The 23288-nt window shown below is 65.4% G+C and carries 18 protein-coding genes; 6 read left to right on the plus strand and 12 right to left on the minus strand.

Translation table 11 applies throughout. The features are described from left to right. The first annotated feature begins 170 nt into the window (after nt 1-170). Nucleotides 171-866 (plus strand): DUF4230 domain-containing protein, encoded by a 696-nt coding sequence (locus tag C1Y63_RS05070; RefSeq protein WP_106015393.1) that lies wholly within the window; start codon nt 171-173, stop codon nt 864-866. A gap of 146 nt (nt 867-1012) precedes the next feature. Here C1Y63_RS05070 and C1Y63_RS05075 read toward each other — a convergent pair whose 3' ends face one another. Further along, nucleotides 1013-2659 carry a DUF885 domain-containing protein gene (locus C1Y63_RS05075; protein ID WP_233195586.1) on the minus strand — a complete coding sequence of 549 codons (1647 nt, stop codon included), beginning with the start codon at nt 2657-2659 and terminating at the stop codon, nt 1013-1015. Between the two features lie 501 nt (nt 2660-3160). Here C1Y63_RS05075 and C1Y63_RS05080 point away from each other — a divergent pair. Beyond that, entirely contained in the window at nt 3161-4531 is a 1371-nt protein-coding gene (locus C1Y63_RS05080) for an MFS transporter (RefSeq protein ID WP_106015394.1), read from the plus strand. Nucleotides 4532-4802: 271 nt separating this feature from the next. Beyond that, nucleotides 4803-5675: a hypothetical protein gene (locus C1Y63_RS05085; protein ID WP_146128867.1), complete on the plus strand. Its 873-nt coding sequence runs from the start codon at nt 4803-4805 to the stop codon at nt 5673-5675. Nucleotides 5676-5775: 100 nt separating this feature from the next. Here C1Y63_RS05085 and C1Y63_RS05090 read toward each other — a convergent pair whose 3' ends face one another. The 4 genes from C1Y63_RS05090 to guaB form a co-directional block, all read right to left on the minus strand. Further along, nucleotides 5776-7221, minus strand: coding sequence for a hypothetical protein (locus tag C1Y63_RS05090; protein WP_106015396.1), 1446 nt, complete (start codon nt 7219-7221; stop codon nt 5776-5778). A 115-nt stretch (nt 7222-7336) separates the two neighbouring features. Beyond that, on the minus strand, nt 7337-9787 hold the full coding sequence (locus C1Y63_RS05095; RefSeq protein ID WP_158256090.1) for a DUF262 domain-containing protein: 2451 nt from the start codon (nt 9785-9787) through the stop codon (nt 7337-7339). 223 nt (nt 9788-10010) lie between these two features. Further along, nucleotides 10011-11120, minus strand: coding sequence for a GuaB3 family IMP dehydrogenase-related protein (locus tag C1Y63_RS05100; RefSeq protein WP_106015398.1), 1110 nt, complete (start codon nt 11118-11120; stop codon nt 10011-10013). 171 nt (nt 11121-11291) lie between these two features. Next, complete coding sequence (gene guaB / locus C1Y63_RS05105) at nt 11292-12818, minus strand: IMP dehydrogenase (RefSeq protein WP_106015481.1); 1527 nt, start codon at nt 12816-12818, stop codon at nt 11292-11294. Nucleotides 12819-13436: 618 nt separating this feature from the next. Between guaB and C1Y63_RS05110 the strand changes: the two genes are divergently transcribed. Beyond that, a complete protein-coding gene (locus C1Y63_RS05110; protein WP_233195587.1) occupies nt 13437-13805 on the plus strand; it encodes a DUF5319 family protein in 369 nt (122 codons plus the stop codon). A 169-nt stretch (nt 13806-13974) separates the two neighbouring features. Here the strand turns inward: C1Y63_RS05110 and C1Y63_RS05115 are convergent, their stop codons facing one another. From C1Y63_RS05115 to groES, 4 genes are all read right to left on the minus strand, one after another. Further along, nucleotides 13975-15024: a hypothetical protein gene (locus C1Y63_RS05115; RefSeq protein WP_106015399.1), complete on the minus strand. Its 1050-nt coding sequence runs from the start codon at nt 15022-15024 to the stop codon at nt 13975-13977. Continuing rightward, nucleotides 15021-15587 (minus strand): sigma-70 family RNA polymerase sigma factor, encoded by a 567-nt coding sequence (locus tag C1Y63_RS05120; RefSeq protein ID WP_106015400.1) that lies wholly within the window; start codon nt 15585-15587, stop codon nt 15021-15023. Before C1Y63_RS05120 ends, C1Y63_RS05115 begins: the two co-directional genes overlap by 4 nt. Nucleotides 15588-16072: 485 nt before the next feature. After that, a complete protein-coding gene (groL, locus tag C1Y63_RS05125; protein ID WP_106015401.1) occupies nt 16073-17692 on the minus strand; it encodes a chaperonin GroEL in 1620 nt (539 codons plus the stop codon). 220 nt (nt 17693-17912) lie between these two features. After that, a complete protein-coding gene (gene groES / locus C1Y63_RS05130) occupies nt 17913-18209 on the minus strand; it encodes a co-chaperone GroES (protein WP_106015402.1) in 297 nt (98 codons plus the stop codon). A 369-nt stretch (nt 18210-18578) separates the two neighbouring features. On the opposite strand from groES, the gene C1Y63_RS05135 reads away from it, so the two are divergent. Further along, nucleotides 18579-19802 (plus strand): glutathionylspermidine synthase family protein, encoded by a 1224-nt coding sequence (locus C1Y63_RS05135; protein ID WP_106015403.1) that lies wholly within the window; start codon nt 18579-18581, stop codon nt 19800-19802. 106 nt (nt 19803-19908) lie between these two features. Next, nucleotides 19909-20856 (plus strand): hypothetical protein, encoded by a 948-nt coding sequence (locus C1Y63_RS05140; protein WP_106015404.1) that lies wholly within the window; start codon nt 19909-19911, stop codon nt 20854-20856. A 79-nt stretch (nt 20857-20935) separates the two neighbouring features. On the opposite strand, the gene tsaD is transcribed toward C1Y63_RS05140, so the two are convergent. From tsaD to tsaB, 3 genes are read right to left on the minus strand one after another with little or no spacing between them, the layout of a single operon-like run. After that, nucleotides 20936-22033 (minus strand): tRNA (adenosine(37)-N6)-threonylcarbamoyltransferase complex transferase subunit TsaD, encoded by a 1098-nt coding sequence (gene tsaD / locus C1Y63_RS05145; RefSeq protein ID WP_106015405.1) that lies wholly within the window; start codon nt 22031-22033, stop codon nt 20936-20938. A gap of 39 nt (nt 22034-22072) precedes the next feature. Further along, nucleotides 22073-22603, minus strand: coding sequence for a ribosomal protein S18-alanine N-acetyltransferase (gene rimI / locus C1Y63_RS05150; RefSeq protein ID WP_106015406.1), 531 nt, complete (start codon nt 22601-22603; stop codon nt 22073-22075). A 4-nt stretch (nt 22604-22607) separates the two neighbouring features. Further along, complete coding sequence (gene tsaB / locus C1Y63_RS05155) at nt 22608-23279, minus strand: tRNA (adenosine(37)-N6)-threonylcarbamoyltransferase complex dimerization subunit type 1 TsaB (RefSeq protein WP_106015407.1); 672 nt, start codon at nt 23277-23279, stop codon at nt 22608-22610. Nucleotides 23280-23288 lie beyond the last annotated feature (9 nt).

The following is a 23288-nucleotide window of genomic DNA, read 5'->3' on the forward strand; positions in this document are numbered from 1 at the left end:
GTCGCGTCAGCCGGCACTGGATCGTTGAAAACAACGACCAGTGATCGGCGCTTTGGCATGCCCTCACACACCCTGCTAGGGAGGACCCGGCTGGTAGGCATGAGTATCACCAAGGACTACCAGCCGATTTGCGTTTAACATAGGAACACCCCCCGATAAAATCGGTGGTCATGAGCATAAACCGCCGCGGGCGCAGCCGCCTCGCTGTCGCCGCGATCTCAGTTTTGACCACCCTCGTCGTGGTCGCCGCAGCCCTCGCCGTGTACGGGATGCGCGGAGGATTCTTCGGGTCGAGGACCACCATCACGTCGACCACCCTGAAGGAATCCTTCAACAATATTTCTGAACTGGCGACCGAGGAATATGTGTTCACGAACGCCGGCAAACATTCCGAGAGCCACACGTTTAGGGGGAAGGACATCCCGCTCACGGAGACCTCGTTCGTCGTCACCTACGATGGGCGCGTCACCGCTGGTGTGAAGGACTTCTCCGCCATCGACACCAGCGTCAACCCGCTGACCAAGACCATCACCATCACCGTGCCCGCGGTGGAAGTGTTGAGCGCCAACATCGACGCCAAAAGCGTGCAGCCGTTCCACGAATCTAAGAGCGTGCTCAACCCGCTGAGCACGACAGATGTGTTCGATTTTGTTGCCAAGGAAGAGCGGGTTGTCACAGACAAAGCCATCCAAGGCGGGCTGCTGGACAAGGCCCAGAGCCGAGTGGAGGATCTCCTGCGCGCGCAGACCACTGCCCTGACGCAAGGCACCGAGCTGGAGAAGTACAAGGTGGAATTCACCGTCGCCCCGGCCGATAAGGCCAAGGACGCCGCCCCCGCGCCGAGCACCACCACCGCTGCGGAGTAACTTCCCCACCCCACGACCACCCACGCCGCCGGCAGGAGAACACAGTTCCTGCCGGCGGCGTCGTCGTGGTGGCAGCCTGCGGCCATGGGTGCACGGGGTGGGGTGTGCTCGGCCACCCCATCGCGCGCGGCGGGATCGGCGGGGTGTTAGCCGCCGAGGACGACGTCCCGGAGGATGCCCATCGGCAAACTCCCCGGGGCCAACGCTGCGGCGTGGAAGGCGCGCGTCGACATGCCGGCCGCTTCCGCATCCCGGCGCAAGTCCTGCCACAGTCGCTGCCCGAGGGCATACGAGGGGGCCTGGCCGGGCCAACCGAAGTAGCGGTGCAGTTCAAAGCGGCGGTTCGGGGCCGCCATGACGACGTTGCGGGCGAAGAACTCGTCGGCGTACTCGTAGGTCCACTGCCCGCCCTCCGGGGTGGGCTTGCCCAGGTGCACGCCGATGTCGATGAGGACGCGGGCGGCGCGGAGGCGCTGCGCGTCCAGCATGCCCATGCGGGTGCCGGGGTCTGCGTGGTAGCCCAACTCATCCATGAGGGCCTCCGCGTAGAGGGCCCAGCCCTCACCGTGCCCGGAGTTCCAGCACGCCAACCGCCGCCACGTGTTCAACTCATTTTGATTGCACATCGTCGCCCCCAGCTGCAGGTGGTGGCCCGGCACACCCTCGTGGTAAACGGTGGTGAGTTCCTGCCAAGTGTGGAAGGTGTCCTCCCCCTTCGGTACGGACCACCACATGCGGCCCGGGCGGGTGAAGTCGTCGCTGGGCGGGGTGTAGAAAATACCGCCGGTGCCGGCGGGGTCGATAAGGCACTCGATGGTGCGCACCCGGGGATCAATATCGAAGTGGGTGCCACCCAGGTCCGCGATCGCCTGGTCGGCGGTACACTGCATCCACTCCTGCAGCGCCTCCACCCCGTGGAGGGTGTAGCGTTCCTCCGCGTCGAGTCGACGGCACGCCTCCTGGGCGGTCACACCCGCCCCATAGAGGTCGGTGGCAATGGCATCTTGTTCCGCGGCGATGCGGGCCAGCTGCTCCGCGCCCCACTCGTAGGCCTCATCCAGGTCGACAGCGGCACCGACGAACTGGCGGGAGAACACCTCGTAGCGCTCCCGGCCCACCCCGTCCGCGGTGGGGGCCTGCGGCAGCAGGGTGGTCTCCAACCAGGTGGCGAGCTCCTCGCAGGCGGCCTGGGCCTGCGGGTCGCTGAACATGGACTCCGGGCCCACCAGGTCCCGCAGCTGGGTGACAACTTCCCCGATCTGGCGGGCGGCCGCCACCTGCCCCCGGGAGGCCGCCAGTTCCAGGGACTGCCGGTAGCCGGCCAGCGCCCGGGGAATCTTCGCCATGCGGGACGCCACCGCCTCCTTCTGCTCAGGAGTGTCCGTCGGCATGAGCAGCATCGTGTCGCGGATCGTTTGCAGCGGCGAGGCCAAATTATTCAGTGCCCGCAGGTCTTCGCCCATCTCCGCGAGTTCCAGTTCCACGCCCAGGCGGTCGACCAGCGCCTGGGCGGTGACGACGTCCACCCCGTCGAGCGGCTGCCCCTCGCACTCCCCGGAGGCGAGGGCACCGGCGGCGATGTCGTAGAGCTGCTTCGTACGGTCCGCCACTGCGGCGTGGAACTCTGGGGAGTAGTCCTCCAGCTCGTGGTCGAAGCCCGGCACACCGAACGCCGTCGCGGCGGTCGGCACGAGGCGGGCAAGATCATCCATGTAGGCGTCGCAGGCGCGGTCGAGGGCGCTGGGGTTCACGGCCGCATCGTGGGCAGCCGTGCGAGCAGTGGCGTCAGTCATGGGGTCCACTGTAACGAAGAGAACACCGGTACCTGCGGCGGGCACTGCCCAGCGATTGGCCGTTGCTACATTCCGGGGGCGTCTAAGAAACCCCACAAACTCGCCGCCTTCGTGCGGGGAGGATCTGCCCGTCGAAGAAACCTGGCGGGGTGTGTATGCCTCCTCCACTGCTGGCCTTGTGCGGGAACAGGTGGGCCCCCACCCGCTGGGGTGTGGTGGTGACGACCGGCATCGGGATGACCATCTCCCAGGGCCTCAGGGAGGACACGCTGCTCCGCTCGCCAGCACGTCGCGCACTGTGCACGCGTGGCAAACACCACGGATATTCACTGACACTTCTTCCCATAGTCGGCCACACCACAGCCTAAGGACTGCCATACTTGAAGAGGTCCTTATGCATCCCCCGTGCGGGGGAACACGAGGAACCATCCACACACCCCGCCCCGGCGTCCACCACACACCGCACGCCGGGCACACACCCCACACCCTGGAGGTTCCACCATGCACCTCGGCTGGCTTGCCGCCCCACCGGCGGCACCCCGCAAAACTCCCGCAGAAGTCGACCGGCTCTACCCGCGCCTGCGACTGCAGGTCTTCCTCGGCATCTTCATCGGCTACGCCGGGTTCTACCTCGTCCGCAACAACGTCTCCCTCATCGCGCCGCTCCTGCTCGACGCGAACGGCATCGACAAAGTCGGCGTCGGCATCATCGCCAACGCCGTCCTCTTCGCCTACGGGCTATCGAAGTTCTTCTCCGCGATGATCTCCGACCAGTCGAACGCCCGCTACTTCATGCCGCTCGGCCTGGCGCTGTCCGCACTGGTCAACATCGGCATCGCCACCATCCCCGTGCTCTCCGCCTCCGTCGGCGCATTCGCCCTGGTGATGTTCATCAACGGCTGGGTCCAAGGCATGGGCTGGCCGCCCGCCGGCCGCGTCCTCGTGCACTGGTACTCCACCAACGAACGCGGCTGGAAGACCTCCCTGTGGAACACCGCCCACAACGTCGGCGGCGCCGCACTGCCCGCCCTGACCGGCGCGGGGCTCGCGCACTACACCGACCAGTGGCAGGTCGCCTTCTGGCTGCCCGGCGCCGTCGCCCTCGTCGTCGCCCTCATCGGATTCCTCCTCATCCGCGACACCCCCGCATCCATGGGCCTGCCGCCCATCGAGGAATACCGCAACGACCCCGCCAAAGTCAGCGCAGCACCCGACGACGGGCTCAGCACCTGGCAGCGGATCCGCACCCACGTGCTCACCAACCGCACGATCGTCATGCTGGCCATCGCCAACGTCTTCGTCTACGCCCTGCGCTACGGGGTGCTCAACTGGATCACCGTGTTCCTCAACGAGAAACACCACGCAGAGATCGGCTCCGGCATGGTCGGCTTCGCCGCCTTCGAACTCGCCGGCATCCTCGGCACCCTCCTCTGCGGGGTGCTCTCCGACAAACTGTTCAAGGGCTACCGCTCCGGGGCGGGCATGCTGTTCACCGCCGGCACGGCAGTCTGCATCGCCATTTACTGGCTGGTGCCCGTCGGCACCCCCATGTGGGTACTCATCACCCTCGTCGCCCTCATCGGCGGCCTCATCTACGGCCCCGTCATGCTCATCGGCCTGCAGGCCATCGACCTGTCGCCACAGACCGTCGCCGGCACCGCCGCCGGATTCACCGGACTCTTCGGCTACCTGCTCGGCGCGACGCTGGCATCCACGGGCGTCGGCCTCGTCGTGCAGCACTACGGGTGGAACGTCACCTTCCTCGTGTTCCTCGCCTTCGCGGTCGCCACGGTGGTGCTCTTCGCGATCATCGGCCGCCGCGAGCGGGCACTCATGGCCGACCACGCGGCCCGCGTGCAGCAGCTCACCTAAGGGCGCAGGCCTGAACCCCTCGCGCCACACACTCACGCGCCGCACAGCGCGCCACCGCCCCGGCACCGCCCACCCCGCGGGGCCGGGGCGGAGGTGTATCCGCCGGCGGGTGGGCGCGCGACACGAGCGCCCGGCGCGCGGATGCTGCACCCCGCCACGCACGGGCACGTTGGGACACGTCGACGCAGGACAACACAGCACGCAGATGTGAGTTTGCCCACTTCCACCCACGAGGCGGGTCACAGTTGTTAACATCAGCCACACACGCATCATGACAATCATCGCCACCCCAGGAGGGCACCCCATGGGCTTCTTCGACCGCTTCCGCAGCAACCCCACCCCCGCACCGGACGACAACCTCTCCCGGTCCGCCGGCACCTACTTGCGGCACATCACCGAGGAGGAAGCCGACATCCTTAGCCACTGGTACGACATCGGCCGGGAGCTCTACGCCTTCGAAGATGGCGCCACCCTCGGAGAGATGGACGCGAAATTCTGCGCCGCCCGCGACGCGTACTGGGCCACCCCGAAAGAGGAACGCGAGGACCCCACCCCCTGGATCCTCGGAGCCGCCGGCATTGCAGGCGCCGCCGTCGCATCCCTCTCCAAGGAAGATCTCAGCTGGTACTTCCTCAGCGACGAATACGGCGAGGATCTCGTCGTCGGGCTTGTCACCGACAGCCACCAGATCACCGCCTGCCCGCGAACCGCCATGGAGAAACGCTGGATGCCCGACCACCCCTCCGGGCCCGCATTGTGGGTACAAAACTCCGTCGAAAAGCTCACCTCCGACATCACCAGCGCCCTCAACACGTGGAGCAACCATGACAGCCAAACCCTCCACGAGATCCTCGACGAGCGCGGCACCCTCGACGGCACCGTCGAACGCCACATTGTCGTCTTCCCCACCTCGGAACTCCGCTCCGCCGCCATGGGCGCCCTGACGCTCGGGGAGCCGGAATACACCTTCCTCATCCCCAGCGAACCCATCTACGACTCCGACGGCACCCCCGTCTTCGCCATGTTCCTCACGCCGACGAATGTCACCCCGCACGTCGAAGACAGCATCGTCCGCAACCGCAACCACATCCGCCAGATGATCGCCCCCTTCGAGGGACAGTACGGATACTGGACGCTCAACTAACACCCCACAACGCACCGCTGCCCGGCACCATGACTGAAGGTGCCGGGCAGCAGTCGTCTACGCACGCAACCGTCCGCCACGGGCGCGGCCTCAAGGAGGGCTAGATCATCAACCCAGCCTTGGCGAAAATCTCGAGCATCGTCCGCCGGCGCCGATGCTTGTCCACGAGGTAGGCGAAGAAATCCTCGTACTCCGCCACCGCCTCCGCGCCTGCGCGATGCGCCGCCTGCCGCATCTCCAGCAACATGGTGCGGGCCTTCCGGTAGGCCGGCTGCTTCGCCTCCTCCAACACGGACTGCACCACCTGCCCATACAAATCCAGCACATCCTCCGGGTGCTCCACCGCACGCAGCTCGCACAACTGGTAGGCGAGATCCTCGCCGAGGATGAACACCGGCTGAAACTCAGCCAGCCGCCACGCCTCATCACTCCGCCCCTGGCCCACCAGCCAGCGGATATAGCCCACCGGGTTGCGCTCCAGGAATCGCGGCTCCACCACATCCCGAACGAAGGCCTCCGCCTCCTGGCGGGCCTCGCCCGACAGTGCCGGAATCACCGACAGCAACCCATCGACAGACGACACCGTCCGCAGCCTTTCGTATGCCTCGCGCCGGAACTCGTACAACTCCTGCGCCGACATCTGGGGCGCCGCGAGCAGCGCAATCTCGTTGACCGCCTGATCCGCCAGCCACCCCGAGCTCAAGTGCGGCAACGCCTTTCGCCCCAAGGCCACGGCACGCTCCGGGAAACCCGCCTGATTAAGCGCGATCACAGAATCCCGCACCTTGGCGCCATTGTCCAAGTACGGTTCCACGAATGCTTCCAACGCATCCGCATCCCTCCGCACCACCGCCAGATCACGGCGCACGGAATCGAGGTACCACCGCTCCTGCCCACTGGACTCAATGAGCTGCTCAAACTCCGCCACCGCCGGCGCGTCCAACACGTCCGCATACTCAAGGATCTCCGGCGTGTAGAAACCCGAGACCCCCTTCGCATAGCCAGCGGAGAACATCCACTGCACCAGCCGCGACTGCGCTTGCGGCGACAAAGGAGCCAACGCCCGCGCCGTCTCCCCATGGGCAGCAAGCAGCCAAGCCAAAAAATCTCCGTGGTAGCCATCCGAAGAATCGGATACCAGCGCGTTCTCATCCACCGCCGCCAGGGCCCGCTCGAGCAACTCCAGCAACTCCGCCGACGGGCTTTCCTCCGCCTCCAAGCGCAACGCATCAACCGTTGGCCGCGCATCCAACGCCCAGACCCGCGCTTCACGATAACTGTAGAAGTCCCGGTGCGGCGCCAGCATCATCTCGACCAGCTGCTCCAGGTCCTTCAACCGGGCCGCCTGCTCAGGATCCAACGCCGATGGAGACTCACCACTGTCCACCCGCAGCGCAGCCTCGCGCAGCTGGTCACACACCTCGTCCAGCGCGGCGGCAATGAGCGGAACTCGAGCACGCACCTCGTCAGCAAGCGCATCCACGTCGAGCGCCACCGCATCAAACGAGCGCGCCTCGTGGCCCTCGACCGGATCATCAAAATTCATCGCTCGTCCTTCCCATGAGTCATATTCGCCAGCGGAACTCCGGCGTGCGCCGCACGCTGCCGCTGTACCAGTGACCAGTGTACAAAGCACCGGCAGCGGCCGGGCCATGTTTTCTCTACGTCGTCCCGCCGTCAGTGAAGCGCACGTGCAGCTCCTCCACCCAGCGGCACATCACCGCGACGGGCGCGACCAATTCGTGCAACTCCGCATTGGGAATATTCCGCCACGTGTCCAGCACCTGCACCACTGCGGACCCCAGCGTCGCATCGGCGACGTCCCCCAGATCCTTCCTGCCCTGCAGGCTACTCAGTTCCTGCGGAGTCAGCCTGCTTGTCACGAAGCGCTTCTCCGCCAGCTTCAGGAAGGGCTTGAGCAGGTCCAGCAGCTGTTCACTGGTGACGTCCGGAGTCTGGGCGAGCTGAGCGCTCGCCTGGCTGAGAGCCTCCACAATCCCTTCAGGCTCCTTCACCGGGGTGTTCTCGCGTGCGTCCTCCTCGACGGTCTCCGACGGGTAGTAGCTGATCGTGACTCGATCGAGGTCCTTTTCCATGTGCCGGCAGGCTGCACGGACAACGCCGAGGGATTGCATCGCCGAGAACGTGCCCCGCAGGTACACCGCCGGCGCGACCTCGCGCAGAATCACACCCTCCGGAACCTCGTTGCCAGTGGCGATGACGAAATTAGGATTGTTTCGCGCATAGGCGAGGAACGCATCACGCTGCTCACTGGCGAGATGCCCAAGCAACAGGTTCGTCAGCTCGGCCCAACTGCCCACAAAGACGTCACCGTCGCCCACATCGAAAGACCGCACCTTCAGATTCACCGGGCGGAAATCCTCCGCCAAAGTCACGGTGTCGTACTCCCGCATCGGGGGCGAAAAATCTGTCGAGGGCATCACCCAATAATCCAACGCCCGCTGGGTCAGCCGCTCAGTCCGGGCGGCCATCGCAGACTCGTCCCACCGCTCGGCGTTCTTCACGTCGTCGTTGAGCCGATAAGGAGTGACAGCGAATCCGCCGCGCATCGACTTCTTGTCAGCAAAACTGCGGTTGCTGTAGCTCGTGTTGTACCCCGTGATGGTGAGGTTTCCGAGGCTATGGATCCAGGTGCGGTGCACCCGTTCCCAATTCGGGCCGAGTTCTTCCCGCCACTGCTCCGTCAACGTCTGCGGCATGATGTGCTCCACCGAGAGCTCACCCGACTCGAGACCGCCTGCGACGTCCACCACGTCTTTACTGTCGGTGTTCTCCAGACAATGGAACAGATACGTGCGGTAGCTCTTCCGCAGCTTGTACACGGGCAAGCTCGCGAGCGAATTCGCCACATCCTCATCGCGCGGGAAGTAGCCCGAGGCGCCGTTGCGCTGCAACAGAGTGTGGATCAGCACGTCAGCGAAATCGACGTCCGGCTGACGCTTGCGCGCCAACTCGCGGTACAAGGTGGCGAAGGATTTATTCAGGCCCGTGGTCTGCACCCCGAACAGCATGCGCCGGGCGATATACGTGTCGACGATCTCGACGATACGGGTGAAGTCGGCGGGAGAAATCGTCCCCTCCCGCACTTCCTTCAGCACCGGCAGCATGAAGGGCTGCACGACATCGATGTTGAGGAGCTGGAAGCGCTTGAGTCGCTGATCTGCCGCCGGCACCCCTGTCGTCGCGTGGACGAAGTCCCGGAGGCTGATCGAGTACTCCCGCATCTCCTCCAACAGTTCCCGGGCATCCAGGTCGTTCTTCTTCCGGTAGTTCTGGAAGACCTCATAGACCCGGTCTTTGCGGGGTGCCTGCTCCAGCTTGGTCGTCAGATACGCGCGAATGAAGGCGTCCGTCTTGTACCCGACGTTGACCTCGATGACGTTCCAGTAGTGCTCATACAGGTGGCGCTGCGTCGCAATGTCCAACCCCATGAGGATCGCGTTACGGATCTTGTCCGCTTCGGCCAGCGCAAGCCCAGTCGAGTTCAACGACTCAAAGATGCGCTGGGGATCGTCCGTGGCCTGCAGATCGAGGTACATGACTTCGAGCTTCTCGAACGCCGACCACAGCTCATCGCCACTGATGTCGGAGGCACGAAGCCGACGCCGAAAGAAGCGGTAATTCGCCGTGATCGACGACGTCTCGATCGGCTCCCCTAAGCTTCCCTCCCCGAAAATCCGGTTGTATGCCTCCTGGTCATTTTTCACCGGCTTGAGCTTGATCTTCGCGCTCAGCTCCGCACAATCGTCATCCCGCATGAGGTAGGACTTCCGAATCCGGTGCGCAGTCCCCGGATCCAGATCAATCTCCCCCGCCGCTGCGCCATGCACCAACGCCAGCATCAGCAAACTCGAGGTCGTGATGCGCTGCTGGCCGTCGATAATGATCCTGCGGAAAGAGCCCTCGGGCTGGAAGACGACCACCCCGAAGAAGTGGTTCGCCAACCCCTTACGGGCGATGTCTTCGAGGTCTTCCACGAGCCGCTCGCAGTGGCGTTCCTGCCAGTCGTAGTTCCGCTGATAGACGGGGATGACGAGCTCATTGCTCGCACCATCGAACACCTTCGTCAGTTCGATCACATTGCCCTTCACCGTCTCCGCCTTTCGTCCCGTGGGGTGACACCGCGCTCGTCGAGCCGATGCATCTCCATCATTCTGCGCACTCACTATCCCACACCGCACAACCCGCCGTGGCCATGGCCCGCGCACCACGCCAACGCTGCGCGAACGCCATACCCACAACAGCACAAAGCCTGCCCTGGCGCGGGTGCGCGAGGACAGGCTGGGGGTGGGATGCACCCGGTGGGACGCCGGGTTAGACCGCGAGGTCGGCCTTCTGGAACTTCTTCAGCTCCGTGAAGCCGCACTTCGCCATCGCGCGCTTCAAACCACCCACGAAGTTGAGGGTGCCCGTCGGGTCAGAGCTCGGGCCGTGAAGCACGACAGCCAACGGCACCAGTTCTTCATCGTCGGCGTACGCCGCCATGGTGCCGCGCGGGAAGCGCGGGTGCGCGGCCACGGCGTTCCAGTACACGCCCTTGCCGCCGGCTTCCTGAGCTGCGGCCAGCGGCGCGCCGAGCACCACTGCGTCCGCACCGCATGCAATCGCCTTCACAGCGTCACCGGAGTACAAGATGCCGCCATCGGCGAGCACGTGCACGTAGCGGCCCTCAGTCTCGTCAAGGTAGTCGCGGCGGGCGGCAGCCACATCGGCGATGGCGGTCGCCATCGGGGTATCGATACCCAGCGCCCACGGGGAGGTCGTGTCGCCGCCACCGACGATGACGCCCGCCACACCGGCACGCATGAGGTGCAGCGCGGTGTGGTAGTCGTGCACGCCACCAGCGATAACCGGCACGTCGAGGGAACCGACGAACTCCTTGAGGTTGAGCGCCTCACCGGAGGGCTCCACGTGCTCCGCGGAGACGATGGTGCCCTGGATGAACAGGATTTCCGCGCCCGCCTTGATGACGACGGGGGCGAGCTCCCGGGCGTTCTGCGGAGAGACACGCACCGCGACCGTCGCCCCGGAGGCACGCACCTCGGCGATCCGCTCGGCGAGGAGCTCCTCGTCCAGCGGGGCTGCATGCAGGTCCTGCAGCACCTTGTTCGGGTCCTCCGCGAACGCGGCCTCACGCACCTGCGCCAGCGCGGCATCCAGGTCAGCGTGGCGCCCCCACAGGCCCTCCGCGTTGATGACACCCATGCCACCCTGGCGGTCCATCTCGATGACGAACTCCGGGGATGCCAGCGCATCCGTCGGGTGCGACACGAACGGCACATCAAAAGTGTACGCATCGATGTGCCAGGTGGTGTTCACGTCCTTGCTGCTGCGGGTCCGCCGCGACGGAATGATGGACACATCGTCCAGGTTGTACCCGCGACGGGCCTGACGCCCCATGCCGATTTCTACAAATTCTCGCATAACGCCTTCACTCTACCCGCCCACGCAGACCCAGCAGGGACGAATCCCCACGACGACACGTTATGACACGTCACCCCGAACGCGGCAACGCCGCCCCGCCCCACCCCGGTCACGGACGTGTGAAGGGGCGGGACGCAGGCGGCGCAGCAGCGGTGTCGACGCGGTCGACGGTTAGCGCTGGTAGTAGTTCGGCGCTTCCACCGTCATCTGAATGTCGTGCGGGTGGGACTCCCGCAGACCGGCGGCAGTGATCTGCACGAAGCGGGCCCGCTGCAGATCCTCGACCGTGGCGGAACCGGTGTAGCCCATCGCGGCGCGCAGGCCACCGACCAGCTGGTGGGTGATCGAATCGATCGGGCCGCGGAACGGCACCCGCCCCTCGATGCCCTCCGGCACGAGCTTCTCTTCGCTCTTCACATCCGCCTGGAAGTAGCGGTCCTTGGAGAAGCTGCGCTTCTCACCGGACAGGCCACGACCCTGCATGGCACCCAGGGACCCCATACCGCGGTACAGCTTGTACTGCTTGCCGTTGACGACGACCGTCTCGCCGGGGGCCTCCGCGGTACCGGCCAGCAGGGAGCCCAGCATGACAGTCGACGCGCCGGCGGCCAGCGCCTTGGCGATATCGCCGGAGAACTGCATGCCACCATCGGCGATGATCGGCACACCCGCCTCACGGGCCGGGACTGCCGCCTCCATGATGGCGGTGATCTGCGGGGCTCCCACACCCGCCACCACGCGGGTGGTGCAGATGGAGCCCGGGCCGATACCGACCTTGATCGCATCCGCGCCCGCCTCAATCATGGCCTTCGCCGCGGAACGGGTCGCCAGGTTACCGCCGATGACATCAACACGGTCACCGAACTCGCGCTTGACCTTCGACACCATCTCCAGCACACCCTTGTTGTGGGCGTGGGCGGTATCCACGACGAGGACATCGACGCCAGCATCGACCAGGGCTGCCGCGCGGTTCCACGAATCCTCACCCGTGCCGATGCCCGCGCCGACGAGCAGACGGCCGGAGGAATCCTTCGAGGCGTGCGGGTACTGCTCCGTCTTCACGAAGTCCTTCACCGTGATGAGGCCCACCAGCTTGCCGGCAGCATCAACGATCGGCAGCTTCTCCACCTTGTTCGTCGACAGCAGGTTCAACGCCTTCTCCTTGGAGACGCCCTCCTCCGCCACCACGAGCGGCATCGGGGTCATCACCTCAGAGACCTTGCGGGAGTAATCCTGCTCGAAGCGCATATCGCGGTTCGTGCAGATACCCACCAGGCGGCCCGTCTCATCCACAACCGGCAGGCCAGAAATACGGTAACGGGCGCACAGGGCATCCACCTCACCGATCGTCATGTCCGGGGTACAGGTCGCCGGGTTGGTCACCATGCCCGACTCGGAGCGCTTCACCATCTCCACCTGCTGGGCCTGATCCTCAATGGAGAGATTGCGGTGCAGCACGCCCATGCCACCCTGGCGGGCCATCGCGATCGCCATCCGCGACTCCGTCACGGTGTCCATCGCGGCCGACAGCAGCGGAATGTTCAGACGAATGTTGCGAGTCAGCTGAGAGGAGGTGTTGACCTCCGAGGGGATAACGTTCGACTCGTCCGGCAGGAGCAGCACATCATCGAAGGTCAAGCCAACGAGGGACACCTTGTTCGGGTCGTCGCCGCCGGTGGGAACGTGAGGAGCAGTCATGGTGAGGAAGAAATCCTTTGCGTGAAACGACAAGCAGTCGGTGGAGAAAACGACGAAAAAGAGAAGGAAACGGGCCAAGGACACAACCGGGACACCCGCAGCGGCGACACCCGCCACCCACCGTGTATCCGGCGGGAAACTGAGCACACCGAGCCGCTGACATCCACGTCACCCCACGCTCCTTAGCGGCGCACGCAACCGACCACGCAGGCCCACCCGCCGACGCGCACCGCGCGGCGGGCATCATCCCACCTGCGGCAAACACACACAGCCGAACAACATGGGGGACGCTGGTTGCTACTACCCTAGCGCGTTGACGAAGATTCGGCTCACTTGGTTTGCGCCCCCTCCCGGTACCCCCACGGCGCCACGTAGCAGGAGCGCTATCCCCGCCCGCCCCGGCTGCCGCACCCACTCTGCGAGTCTGCACGCCCACGCGCCCGACACAGCACGCCCACCAACACCTCCACATGCACAACCACGCACGTGTGGCGGGTAGCCCCGGGGGTGCTGCGGACCCGCAGGTCGCCGCCGCATATCCCCAAGACACGCCGAGTTATCCACAGGCTGGCAATCGCCACACTCGCCGGTTCCGGCCCCGGTGTTAGACTCTGCAACGTGTTCCCGAACGAATTGCCTCTGGACCCTTTCGCCAACGACCCCAACGACCCGGCGAAGCTGCTCGACGACCTTGATGACTTCCCGGTCATCACCCCGAAGGATCGTCAGGATGCAGCAGCCGACCTGCAGACCATCCAACTGGTCCGCCCCGTGCTGTCCCTGCGCGGCGTCGACGGCACCTGCTTTACCTGTGAAGACTGCGAGCAGGTTCACTACTACCCCTGGGACATGCTCGAGGCCGCTGTGCGCGCCACGATGAACGGTGAAGTCGCGCCCATCCACGAGCCTGCCGTCAACCAGGACCCCACCCGCTACGTCTCCTGGGACTACCTCCTAGGCTACGCCGACGGCATGATGCTGAGCTAACACCCCTTTCCCGCCCATCTTTCCCCTGTCGCGCACGCGCACCAGGGGAAGGTCGACGGCGGCTCGGCGCAGGCGCGCCCGCGGGAACACCACGACACACATGCGACAGCCCACGTCGCCAGGCACTGACTGTGCCGGCGCCCGTTGGCTGTTTTTCGTGATGTCGTCGTTAGTCGGCGACGCGGGTATCGATCTCCGCCACAATGCCATCATCGGGGCTGGCGACCGTGGTCTCCGCAATCGGGTCAATCTCGCCCACGTTCGGGGTGTCGACCGTCGGCTCAGGGATCACGACCTCCGGGGGAATCTCCACCGCCATCGTCGGCAGCTGCGTGGTGCGCTGCGGATCCGGTACCACCGGGTCAATCTCCGCCGGCGCCTGCGGGGCCACCGTCTTCGTCACCGTCGACACCACAGTCGTCGGGGCCTCAGACTTACGCTCCTCACTCGGCGGCTGCGGCGACGGGGTCGCCGTCACCGTCACGGTGTCGGTCGCGGTTTCCCGCTGCGTGACCGTCACCCGCGGCTGCTCCGCCGGCTTCGGGGTCGGCTTCTGATTGCTCAGGTCGTTGGCCAAGGCCTTCGCCTTGTCCAGCAATGCCAACGCGCCCTCGATATCACCGGAATCGGTGCGGCTTCCCGCCTCATCAAGGGTGGTCGCCAACTCCACAACAGCGGCATGGTCGCCAAAGATCGCGGTATTAGCGCCCCACAGCGGGGACCCCGGGGTGGCGTTGTGGATCGCCACCCCCGACCCTGCAATGAGCAGGGTGGCGGCGGCAGCGCCCACCAGGCCGGACATGAAGTTGCTGCCCCGGCGACGGCGACGGGCAGCCAGGTCGATGACCTGAGCCCCGCCCGCAGATGCGGTAGCGGTTGGCGTGGGTGCAGCAGATGCCGAAGGTGCGGCTTCGGCACCTGCTGCAAGTCGAGGATCGGCCGCAGCCGAATCGCCAAGCCCCGCGGACGCGGTTCCCACGGGCGGGAACACCGTCGTCGGCGCAGCATCCATCCCCGCATCGTCCACCAACACAGGGGCGGGCGGCATGGGGGCGGAGTCAATGCTGTGCTTCAGTTCCAGCAGCAGCCCGGCGAGCGGGTCCATCCCGCCGCTCGGGTCGGTACCCGCAGCCAACGCATCGAGGAACGCGTCATCTGCCGCGATCTCCCCAAGACGCTTGTCGACGAGGCCCTGGCCTTCGTCGTGTGCGTGCTTCATTGCTGCTCCTGGTCGTTCAACATTTTTCTCAAATTCGCGAGCGCCCGATGTTGGGCAACCCGCACAGCACCCGGGGTAGACCCCACAATGGCTGCTGTTTCCTCGGCGCTACGACCTTCAAACACTCGAAGGATGATGATGTCTCGCGCTTTGTCACTTAGTGCATCGAGCAGAAGGCGCACTCTGTTACTTCCATCCGCAACCAGCGCATATGCCTCAGGTGTGTCGTGCTCGAGGGCGGTTTCCGGCACCTCTTCTGTGGGCGAGGATTTATCCCTGCCCTGAAAGCGGTGGGCGTCGGCCACCTTGTTTGATGCGATGCCATACACGAACGCCATGAAGGGGCGCCCCTGATCGCGGTAGGTGCCGATCGACTGGGCCACCGCGAGACACACCTCCTGGGTGACATCCTCCGCGGTGGGGTGCTTGCCCGTCGACAGCCGGGCCCGCGTGTAGCGCAGCACCATGGGGTGGATGATCTCCATGATGCGCTGACTAGCCGCCCTGTCCCCGCCAGCGGCGGCCGGGACAAGGACGTTCAGCTCACTATCAATGGAGTTCATGTCGTCTTTGCTGTCGTGAAACGTGCGATGGGCAACAGAGCACACACCACCACACAGGCAGGCGTGGGCTCACCAGCGATCATCGGCAGCCACACAGGGGATCCCCGTGGTGCGGCAGGAGAACTGCAGCACAGCGCCGCCGACACGTCGCCGTGCATTGAATCGTAGCGTGGCGTGAAAACGTTTCATACCGGCTTGGCTCCGCACAGCACCCCGACACAGCGCCACCTCCCCGGGACGCCATCACCACGAGCCGCACACACCACCTGGGGTGTGCCCAGGTCACCGCGCCCTGCAGCCGCTCCCCACAGACCACCGTGTACGCATGCGCGCACCGAGGTGATTCTGCGCACCAGCAGCACTGCAGCCCCACGCTGCGCACTGGGGTTACACACGGCGCACAAGAAAACCGGACTGCGGCGCGTGTGGCGCAGCAGTCCGGCTTCAATCGTCTACGGGCACATCCTTGCCGCAGGCGGGGTGGATTAGTGGTGGTGGTGACCGTGGCCAGCGGCGGCCGGATCAACCTCCACCGGCTTGTCCACCACGGACGCCTCAGTGGTGAGCACCATGCGGGCCACCGAGGTGGCGTTGACGACCGCCGAGTGGGTGACCTTCACCGGGTCGATGATGCCCTGCTCAATGAGGTTGCCGTACTCGAGGGTCGCAGCGTTGAGGCCCTCACCGTTGCTCATCTCGGAAATCTTGGACACCGCCACGGCACCATCCAGGCCTGCGTTGTAGGCAATCCAGAACGCCGGCTTGCGCAGCGCACGAGCCAGAGCGGTCACACCAATCTTGGCGTCGCCCTCAAACTCGGTGGCGTAGGCGTCGAGTTCCTTCGCGATCTGCACCAGAGCGGAACCACCGCCGGCAATCACGCCTTCGTCGGCGGCAGCCTTCGCCGCGTTGATGGCGTCCTCGACGCGCAGCTTGCGCTCAGAGACCTCGGTCTCCGTGGCAGCGCCCACCTTGATGACGGCGATGCCGCCGGACAGCTTCGCCAGACGCTCGGTGGCCTTCTCCTTATCCCAGGAGGAGTCGGTGCTGTCGATCTCGCGGCGGATCTGCTCGCGGCGAGCCTCCACAGCCTCCGCGGTGCCATTGCCGTCGACGATGACGGTCTGGTCCTTGGTAACGGTGACACGGCGGGCACCACCGAAGTGCGCCAAGGTGACCTCCGGGAGGGACAGACCCACCTCCGGGTCGACGACAGTCGCGCCGGTGACGACGGCGAGGTCATCCATGAAAGCCTTACGACGATCACCGAAGTACGGGGACTTCACCGCGACCACCTTGAGGGTCTTCCGCAGGGAGTTCACGACCAGCATCTGCAGCGGCTCACCGTCGATGTCCTCGGCGATGATGAGCACCTGCTTGCCGGACTCGGCGATCTTCTCCAGCACCGGCAGGAAGTCCGGCAGGGAAGAAATCTTGTTCCGCACCAGCAGCACGAGGGCGTTGTCGAGCTCAGCCTTCTGGGCGTCGATATCGGTGATGAAGTACGGGGAGAGGAAGCCCTTCTCGAAGCTCACACCCTCGGTGACGTCCAGGGTGGTCTCCATCGACTGGGATTCCTCAACAGTCACCACGCCGTCCTTGCCGACCTTCTCCATGGCGGCGGCGACCATGTCGCCCACCTCCGGGTCGCGGGAGGACACGGTGGCCACGTTGGCGATCTCCGCAGCGGAGTTCACCTCCGTGGCGCGCGCCAGCAGCAGCTCCACGGTCTTCTCCGCGCCGGCCGCAATGCCCTTGTTGAGCTCAATCGGGTTCGCGCCCGCAGCAACGTTGCGCAGCCCCTCGTTAATCAGAGCCTGCGCCAGCAGGGTCGCCGTCGTCGTGCCGTCGCCGGCAATGTCGTTGGTCTTAATCGCGACAGACTTCACCAGCTGTGCGCCGAGGTTCTCAAACGGGTCCTCGACGTCGATATCGCGGGCGATGGTCACGCCATCGTTGGTGACCGTCGGGCCGCCGAAGGGCTTCTCCAGCACCACGTTGCGGCCACGCGGGCCGAGGGTGACCTTCACGGCGTCGGCCAGGGTGTCGACGCCAGCCTGAATGCCCTTGCGGGCCTGCTGATCAAATGCAATAAGTTTCGCCATAACAGTGTCTATCTTTGTCATCCCCCAGTGCGCCGCCCACCGGCACGCGCAGTGCGCGGGCGGGGTGACACCTGGGGGTCAGTGTGGATTTAAGAAATAAAAAGGGGGAAGAAGAGGAAGAAGAAAACCCGCCCGGCACCGCCGCACCCGGCGGCGCACCCCTCGTGTAGGGCGGGGCGCCGACGCAGCCGGGTGGTGCGAGCGGGGTGTCGAGAACGTCTTACTTCTCGATGACGGCGAGGATGTCGCGCTGGGCGAGGATGAGGTACTCCTGGCCCTGGTACTTGATCTCGGTGCCGCCGTACTTGGAGAAGATGACAACGTCGCCCTCGTTGACGTCCATGGGGACGCGCTTGCCGGACTCGTCAAAACGGCCAGCGCCGACGGCGATGACGGTAGCCTCCTGCGGCTTCTCCTTCGCGGAGTCCGGGATCACCAGGCCGGACGCGGTGGTGGTCTCAGCCTCATTGATCTGAACGAGAATCTTGTCTTCCAACGGCTTGATGTTGACAGCCATGTCGATGTCCTTCCTTGACATATGGGGGTAGCCACATACGTGGAGCGGGGTGTTGTTTATTCGCGTGGCCGCTGCGGGCTCACGCACTCAGCTATAACGCGTCGGCGATACCCCATCTTCCCGCCTGCGCCGGCCGTTGCCGGACGTGATGTCCTGGCGGTGGCTGCGGTGGCGTGGGGTACGTGACGTGCACAACCTCGTTAGCACTCTACCCTCGCAAGTGCCAGGGTTCAATGAGAGTTGAGCGTTGTTCGCTCAGAGCTTTCACGCCTGCCATCAGCCGCCCGCGGGCGGTAGGTTGGTAGCGACCGCGCGGGTGTTTCCCGCGCCCTGATGTTTCACCCACATTGCTCGTGAAGGGTTTTCGCCGTGCGCCGTTTCGCCGTGTTATCCAACCGCCCCAACTGGGAGCAGATTATCGCCGACGAGAACCTCGTCTACGACCTCGACGGGCCTGACGACACCGACCACTACTGGAACGAGGGCTACGTCTACGCGATGAAGCCCCTCGAGATTGAGGACGTGCGCGCCCAGATCGAGGGCCTGCACACCCTCTGCATGGACGCCATCGACTACATCAGCACCGGGGTGTTCGGGAACCTGGGCCTCACCCCGGAGTACTTCGCGCTCGCGAAACGCTCCTGGGAGGAGCACAAAGCCCACGCCGGCCGCCAGATGGACTTCTACGGCCGCTTCGACGTCATCCTCGACGACACCACGGGCAACGTGAAGCTGCTCGAGTACAACGCCGACACCCCCACCGGCATCGTGGAAGCCGCCGTCTCCCAGATGAGCCACTACCTGTTCCACTTCGACGGCGACGGCCGCTACCTGCAGTACAACCGCATCGGCGATGCCTTCATCGACCGGTGGTACGAGATCCTGCAGAACATGCCGACAGACTCGGAAGGGTACGTCGACAACGTCCTCTACTTCGCGTGCGTCCACGAAGAAACTGGCGAGGACGAAGCCAACCTGCGACTGCTGCAGCACACCGCGCAGATGGCCGGCTGGGACACCCGCTTCATCTACCTCGAGGACGTCGTCTACAACGCCGACGACAACTGCTTTGAGGACGAAGAAGGCCGCCGCATCACCAATATTTTCAAGCTGTACCCCTGGGAAGACATCGCCCTCGACGAGTTCGGTCAGGCCGTCATCAACTGTTTCGACATGACCCACTGGTTCGAGCCCCCGTGGAAAATGTTCCTGTCCACCAAGGTGCTCCTCGCCGCCCTGTGGAAACTGCACCCTGGCCACCCGAACCTCGTGCCCGCGTACTTCGGCTCCCCCGAGGACCTCACCCACTACGTGCAGAAGCCGATCTTCGGCCGGGAGGGCGACGGCGTCGCCATCATCCGCGACGGTGAACTCACCGGCGGCGAACCGGACGAAACCCCGGCGGAGAAAATGGTGTACCAGGAGTACATCCCCACCCCGAATCAGATCGACGAAGACGGCGTCGCCTGGAATCCCGTCATCGGCGCGTGGGTGGTCGGCGGGCACTGTGTTGGCTTCGGCATCCGCGAAACCACCGGCCCCGTCACCGACTACTACTGCAAGTTCACTCCCCTGGTGGTCGAACAGTTCTAACCGGGTCCGCCCCGCGGCTGAGAGTACACTTGGCCAGCAGACCCCAGGTTTTTGGGACCCTGGGACAACTCCCCCACACCTCGATGCGCAAAGGCCACAAGCAGAGTTGAAACACTATTCCCGCACCACGCTTCGCGCCGCGACCGGCTGCACCGTCCTCCTCAGTGGCGGGCTGGTCGCCTGCGGAACGGACGCGCCGCCGCCCGAGCTGCCGCCGGAACCGCCGGCCGCCGTCGCCCCCGCCGTCCCCGGCGAGGCCGAACAGGAAAAACCCAACAGTGACGCCAACGCCGCCGATGCTGCGCCCGCCGAGGGTGAGGAAGAGGAAGAAGCGGTGCGTGTCTGCGGCACCGCCGACGGCAGCCAGCAGCGCGTCGACGACGAGGAGTGCCTCGCCGCCATTGGCGACACCGACGACCCCACCGTCGTGCAGGAAGTTCACTACCACAACAACGGCAGCGGTATCCTCACGCCGCTGCTCTGGTACTACATCGGCCGCTCCTCTGCGTCCGGTTCCGGCCCCATCATCCCGGCCGTCGGTTCCTCCCTGGCGAACTCTGGCGCGACGAACACTCCGCCGAAGTCCGGTGTCATCGCGAAGAACGTCTCGCGGGACGCTCGCCCGTTCAGCGAGTCCTACCGGTCTGCGCAGACCTCCTCGAGGGTGAGCTCCACCGGTGCAGGTACCGGCAAGAAGGCCACGAGCGGCACCAATGGAACCACCGGCGGCACAGGCGACAAGAACTCCGCCAACCGTGGCACCACGGGTGGCACCAACACCGGTGGGACAAATACTGGCGGTACGAACACCGGCGGTACGAACAACGGCTCCGCCAACACCGGCGACTCCAAGTCGGGTGGCACCAATACCGGCGGCGCGAACACGGGCAGCGGCAGCGACGGCGTCACCAACAAGGGCACCTCGGATACGGGCCAGTCCCGCAACACCGGTGGCAGCGGCTCGCACTCTGACTCCCACTCGGGGACGAAGTCCGGCTCCAAGTCGGGCGGTTTCGGTGGCGGTAAAGCCACCGGCGGCCACAGCGGCGGATAGCCCGCACACGCCAACACCCCGGCACCTCACTGTTGTCATCCTGACGCACAGTGGCGGTGCCGGGGTGTTTCTCGTCGCGTTAGACCAGGGGGATTTCCACGTCGAGGGAAGGATCGCAGCCCACCGTCCAGGCGCTCGGCTGTCGGCCCTCGGCAATGAGCTGGGCGGCCAACGCGGCGATCATGACACCATTGTCGGTACACAGCTCAAAACGCGGCACCCGGAGAGTCACCCCGGCGCTTCGGCACCGATCGGCGGCGAGCTGCCGCAGACGACTGTTCGCAGCAACACCACCACCCAGCAGCAGCACCTTCGCGCCCGTTTCCTGGCAGGCTGCCACCGCCTTCTTCGTCAGCACATCCACGACAGCTTCCTGGAAGGACGCGCACACGTCGTTGATGTTGATCTCCTCCCCTGCGCGCTCCGCGGCCTCCACGTAGCGGGCCACAGCGGTCTTCAGCCCGGAGAAGGAGAAATCGTAGGCGGGGTCAGACTTCTTGCTCAGCCCACGGGGGAAGGCAATCGCCTTCGGGTTGCCTTCGGCTGCGAGGCGGTCAATGACCGGCCCGCCCGGGTATCCCAGCTTCAACAGACGGGCGACCTTGTCGTAGGCCTCGCCGGCCGCATCGTCGAGGGTGGAGCCCAACTCCCGCATGGGTGCACCCACCCGATCGACTTCCAGCAGTTGCGTGTGGCCGCCGGACACGAGCAGGGCCACCGCGTGAGGCAGCGGTTCCCCATCCACGTTGGCGACAGCAACGTGGCCGCCCAGGTGGTTGACGCCATAGAACGGCACACCCCACGCCGCGGCATAAGCTTTCGCCGCCGACGCCCCCACCAACAGGGCCCCCGCCAGGCCCGGGCCGATCGTGGCGGCAACAACGTCGGGGGCGGAAATCCCGGCGGTCGCCAGCGCATCCTCCATCACCTGGGTCATGGACTCCAGGTGCGCGCGGGAGGCGATTTCCGGAACCACACCACCGAAGCGGGCGTGCTCCTCCATGGAACTCGCCACCGAGTTGGCGAGGATCTCCACCTGGGGTTCCTCCCCCGGGGTGCATGTCAGGCGCACGATACCCACACCGGTCTCGTCACAGGAGGATTCCACACCCATGACGATGAGCGGGCGGCTGAGATCCAAAGCGGGTGCGGCGGTGGGCACTACGGTATCGGGCATGGGGCACATTCTATGCCGCACACCCCCACCCAGGGAGCATCAGGACTCGTCCTGCTCCTGCGGGGCCGCGTCCGTGGTGCGCTGCGGCTGCCGCATCATCGTGTACGCGTCCGCACCTGACGGCTGATAATAATTCTTGCGCGTGCCGGTAATGGTGAATCCGTAGGCCTCGTACAGGGCGATCGCGGGGGCGTTATCGGTGCGCACCTCGAGGAAAATCGGCCCGCCGTAGAACTCGGAGATCGCCACAAAGCGATCCATCAACACGCGCGCATACCCCCGCCGCTGGTAGGCGGGGTCGATGCCGATGGTGTGAATTTCGAACTCGCAGTCCTCAGGCTTACCCAGCATCGCGATGCCGGCGTAGCCGATGAGCAGCTGTTGGGGGTGGCTGCCGTCGAGGATGACCGTGTAGTCAGTCTGCGGGCTTGTCAGCTCATGGAGAAACGCCGCCTCGGACCAGGGATCGTCGCCCGGGAACAGGATCTGTTCCAACTCAGCACAGCGCTGCGCATCCCCGGGCTGCATGCCACGCAGGATCACCCCGTCACTTGATTCGTTGTCGGCCATGGGATTACAGGTTCTTCGGGATCTGGGCGTCGGGGCGGCGCAGATACAGCGGCACGACATCGATGGCGGGCGCTTGGACAAGAGCAGCCGGAGTGGGAATCCCCTCCGTGCGGGTCCCGGTGGCAGCGAGCTGCTCAGACAGGGCAGCGGGCACGCTGATAAGGGCGGCGGCACCGGTGACATCGGCCGGGGCGCTGACCTCGGGGCCGATGATGCGATGGCCCTCCGCGTAGCGGGCCCAATACACCTCACGTCGGCGCGCATCGGTGGCCACCAGGTCCGCGCCGGTCGCGATGGCAATGGCGTCGAGAGTACAGACACCAACGCAAGGCACCCCCAAAGCGTGGGCGAGTGCCTGGGCAGTAGCCATCCCCACGCGCAGCCCGGTGAACGGTCCGGGGCCGCAACCAACAACAACCTGATCGATCTCGGCCATCGTCATGCCCGCGTGAGCCAGCACCTCGTGCACGCGAGGAATGAGTTCTTCGTTGTGCTTCCGGCACTCCTGCAGAACGACCTCCGCGAGGACCTCCACGGACTCGGCGGGCACCCGCGTGGCCGCCGGCGGGGCGACCGCAAGATCCGTGTCGCGGCCGGTCACGGGGACGGCTGCGTCGTGGCGGACAAGCCCCACGACCAGCGTGGGGGTGGCGGTGTCAATCGCTAGGCTAAGCACGTTCACCAC

Source organism: Corynebacterium sp. 13CS0277 (genome assembly GCF_002994655.1).
Classification (GTDB): Bacteria; Actinomycetota; Actinomycetes; order Mycobacteriales; family Mycobacteriaceae; genus Corynebacterium.

Bases quoted from the DNA above. Each gene is read 5' to 3' on its own strand.
- C1Y63_RS05070 (WP_106015393.1), top strand. From the start codon at position 171: ATGAGCATAAACCGCCGCGGGCGCAGCCGCCTCGCTGTCGCCGCGATC.
- C1Y63_RS05075 (WP_233195586.1), bottom strand. From the start codon at position 2,659: ATGACTGACGCCACTGCTCGCACGGCTGCCCACGATGCGGCCGTGAAC.
- C1Y63_RS05080 (WP_106015394.1), top strand. From the start codon at position 3,161: ATGCACCTCGGCTGGCTTGCCGCCCCACCGGCGGCACCCCGCAAAACT.
- C1Y63_RS05085 (WP_146128867.1), top strand. From the start codon at position 4,803: ATGACAATCATCGCCACCCCAGGAGGGCACCCCATGGGCTTCTTCGAC.
- C1Y63_RS05090 (WP_106015396.1), bottom strand. From the start codon at position 7,221: ATGAATTTTGATGATCCGGTCGAGGGCCACGAGGCGCGCTCGTTTGAT.
- C1Y63_RS05100 (WP_106015398.1), bottom strand. From the start codon at position 11,120: ATGCGAGAATTTGTAGAAATCGGCATGGGGCGTCAGGCCCGTCGCGGG.
- guaB (WP_106015481.1), bottom strand. From the start codon at position 12,818: ATGACTGCTCCTCACGTTCCCACCGGCGGCGACGACCCGAACAAGGTG.
- C1Y63_RS05115 (WP_106015399.1), bottom strand. From the start codon at position 15,024: ATGAAGCACGCACACGACGAAGGCCAGGGCCTCGTCGACAAGCGTCTT.
- C1Y63_RS05120 (WP_106015400.1), bottom strand. From the start codon at position 15,587: ATGAACTCCATTGATAGTGAGCTGAACGTCCTTGTCCCGGCCGCCGCT.
- groL (WP_106015401.1), bottom strand. From the start codon at position 17,692: ATGGCGAAACTTATTGCATTTGATCAGCAGGCCCGCAAGGGCATTCAG.
- groES (WP_106015402.1), bottom strand. From the start codon at position 18,209: ATGGCTGTCAACATCAAGCCGTTGGAAGACAAGATTCTCGTTCAGATC.
- tsaD (WP_106015405.1), bottom strand. From the start codon at position 22,033: ATGCCCGATACCGTAGTGCCCACCGCCGCACCCGCTTTGGATCTCAGC.
- rimI (WP_106015406.1), bottom strand. From the start codon at position 22,603: ATGGCCGACAACGAATCAAGTGACGGGGTGATCCTGCGTGGCATGCAG.